Source organism: Klebsiella sp. EMBS2024 (assembly GCF_036233805.1).
GTDB classification, from domain to species: domain Bacteria; phylum Pseudomonadota; class Gammaproteobacteria; order Enterobacterales; family Enterobacteriaceae; genus Klebsiella; species Klebsiella pneumoniae.
This window is the reverse complement of sequence record NZ_JAZARW010000001.1, coordinates 1,564,394-1,566,431: the sequence shown is the minus strand read 5'-3', so window position 1 is coordinate 1,566,431 and position 2,038 is coordinate 1,564,394. Positions and strand designations below refer to the sequence as shown.

5 protein-coding genes are annotated in these 2,038 nt (G+C 50.4%); 1 reads left to right on the top strand and 4 read right to left on the bottom strand.

Annotation, left to right across the window (positions count from 1 at the left end; translation table 11 throughout):
* Positions 1-59: 59 nt before the first annotated feature.
* A complete protein-coding gene (locus tag VZP09_RS07070; protein ID WP_012967895.1) occupies positions 60-242 on the top strand; it encodes a hypothetical protein in 183 nt (60 codons plus the stop codon).
* A 21-nt stretch (positions 243-263) separates the two neighbouring features.
* On the opposite strand, the gene VZP09_RS07065 is transcribed toward VZP09_RS07070, so the two are convergent.
* Genes VZP09_RS07065 through VZP09_RS07050 form a run of 4 tightly spaced genes read right to left on the bottom strand, consistent with a single transcriptional unit; the run spans position 264 to position 1,737 of the window.
* Positions 264-440, bottom strand: coding sequence for a hypothetical protein (locus VZP09_RS07065; RefSeq protein WP_012967894.1), 177 nt, complete (start codon positions 438-440; stop codon positions 264-266).
* 7 nt (positions 441-447) lie between these two features.
* Complete coding sequence (locus tag VZP09_RS07060; RefSeq protein WP_012967893.1) at positions 448-1,074, bottom strand: glycoside hydrolase family 19 protein; 627 nt, start codon at positions 1,072-1,074, stop codon at positions 448-450.
* Entirely contained in the window at positions 1,074-1,355 is a 282-nt protein-coding gene (locus VZP09_RS07055) for a phage holin family protein (protein ID WP_072126073.1), read from the bottom strand. The genes VZP09_RS07060 and VZP09_RS07055 overlap by 1 nt, the downstream gene beginning before the upstream one ends.
* Positions 1,342-1,737 (bottom strand): phage holin family protein, encoded by a 396-nt coding sequence (locus VZP09_RS07050; protein WP_004213330.1) that lies wholly within the window; start codon positions 1,735-1,737, stop codon positions 1,342-1,344. The genes VZP09_RS07055 and VZP09_RS07050 overlap by 14 nt, the downstream gene beginning before the upstream one ends.
* Positions 1,738-2,038: the final 301 nt, after the last annotated feature.

The following is a 2,038-nucleotide window of genomic DNA, read 5'->3' as shown; positions in this document are numbered from 1 at the left end:
TTTGCTTTTACTAGCTCGTAGGTNGATATTGTTGGGAAGGAAAGCATGGAGATAACCAAATGAAACAGATACTATTTACATGGTTTGCTTTTACAAATACCTATGCCTGCATCACCGCCAGCATTAATGTGAACAACTCGCTAATGCTTAATTCAGCTGTGCCGTGGATTGTTGGGGTTTCTCTTGGAGTAATCACCAATTACTTATTGGCTAAAAAACTAAAGGAAAGCGGGTTTCTGTAGGCCTGCTGGTTTCTGGCCAGGTTACTTCTTAACGCTGTCCGGCATCACCGCACCAACAACGCCAGCCAGCGCTACGCCGCCAGCGATGACGGTTTCCTGAATGCCCGGAGGCATCTGATAGCCGAAGACACCGGCAATGACTAGGATGATGCCGCGCCAGGTTGACGGCTCTTTCAGTCGATTAATGAGATAGTTCATATTTCCCTCAAACAAGAATACTTTTTGCCAGGAGATAGCGGGCTTTACGGTCATCAATGCCGTTCTGTCCGCCGTTGATAATCTGAGTGACGCGTGTAAGGTCACCGGGATAACGCAAACAGCCGCGTGAGGTATAGAACCAGGCAGCACTGCGCGCCGCATACTCATCCTGTGCCAGCAATTCAGGCTGTTTAACCAGATCAATCTTCAAAGCATTCCCGCATTCGCGGTAATTGTTCAGGCCGGTGGTCTGGATGAGCCCGCGCCCGCGGTAAAACCAGCCGTCTGTTGCCCCGTTATTCCCCATGCGTTTGCTGTACACCAGATTGGCGATCGCTCGTTGCCTCTCCAGTGGCAACGATGGTTCACCCTGCCGGCGGCCGAGCGAATTAGCCTGACCCTGCGTCAGCCGCCCGGCGCGGACAAAACTATTCAAGCCAGCCACGCTATAATTGAAGCTCTCAACAAGCTGGGTAAATCCCGTGCTTTCATGCCCTACCTGGGCAATGAACATCGCCTGGTCGATAGCGGAAGTGATGCCAAACTCTTTCATCGCGGCTGTAATATGCGGAAACCAGCGCGCAGCTAACCCGGCGCTGATGCCAGCCGCCTTCTGGAATTGTGTTTGATTCATTAGTGCCTCAGTGTATCGATCAGACGCGCCACGTTACCCCGAGCCCATAGCACGGCGGCGCATATCATCACGTTTGCCATTACCACCAGCCAGTGGGACTGTACGTAAAGACCGAAGATAAATTGGAAAGGTATGCTCGCGTAAATCAGTACAAGCAAGTAAGCAATGATGGAGATACCAGGGCGATGCCTGGCACCGCGACGTTGATAAAACATCAAAGCGCAGACAATAACGGCACATATCACCGCATTGGCCAGCGCTGCCGGGTCATTTATTACCATTCGAACCTCCTCCCCTTAATCGGGAAAGTAATCCGAACAGGCTGCTCAAGTCCTGGCTGTTAATGAAAGTCAGGACCTTGATGGTGACAGCAGATGCCACCACCGCACCGAGCGCATCAAGCGGACGATCTGTATAGCCTGTCCAGGTAGTAAATTTTGAGCCTAATAATCCGGCAGCCAGAACACCGACAATAAACGACGTCATGAAGTAAGCTATTTGCCTTCCACGTGTTAGGTTTGCGGTCGTTGCCACATAAAACACCGCGCCGCCAAAAGCCCCAAATACCACACCAAAATCGGTGTGGGTGATAACGCCATATACGACGGAACCAATTAAACCGCCGCCAAAAATCAGGCCGGTACCAGTTAAAGGATCGGACATTAAGCCCCCTCTTATTGCTGTGAGTCCTCTCAGAATTGAGGGGAAAAAGAAAAGGCCACGCATAAGCGCAGCCTCAAATGATTTGTACCTCAGCTTTCCGAGGAGACTTATTCATGGCGAAAAAAAGCCCGCTCAGAGGNNCGGGCAGAAAGTAGGCATTCTAGGTAGTAACGAAACGAAGGCACTCCTAATAGTCCGAGCTACCGATTNACCAGGAAGCATTCACTTTTGCCGTTACGTTCTATAAACATAGACGGGCAACCGCAGAAATAAACCTTCCATAAATCTTAAATATGTTTAG

Bases quoted from the DNA above. Each gene is read 5' to 3' on its own strand.
- VZP09_RS07050 (WP_004213330.1), bottom strand. From the start codon at position 1,737: ATGTCCGATCCTTTAACTGGTACCGGCCTGATTTTTGGCGGCGGTTTA.
- VZP09_RS07060 (WP_012967893.1), bottom strand. From the start codon at position 1,074: ATGAATCAAACACAATTCCAGAAGGCGGCTGGCATCAGCGCCGGGTTA.
- VZP09_RS07055 (WP_072126073.1), bottom strand. From the start codon at position 1,355: ATGGTAATAAATGACCCGGCAGCGCTGGCCAATGCGGTGATATGTGCC.
- VZP09_RS07070 (WP_012967895.1), top strand. From the start codon at position 60: ATGAAACAGATACTATTTACATGGTTTGCTTTTACAAATACCTATGCC.
- VZP09_RS07065 (WP_012967894.1), bottom strand. From the start codon at position 440: ATGAACTATCTCATTAATCGACTGAAAGAGCCGTCAACCTGGCGCGGC.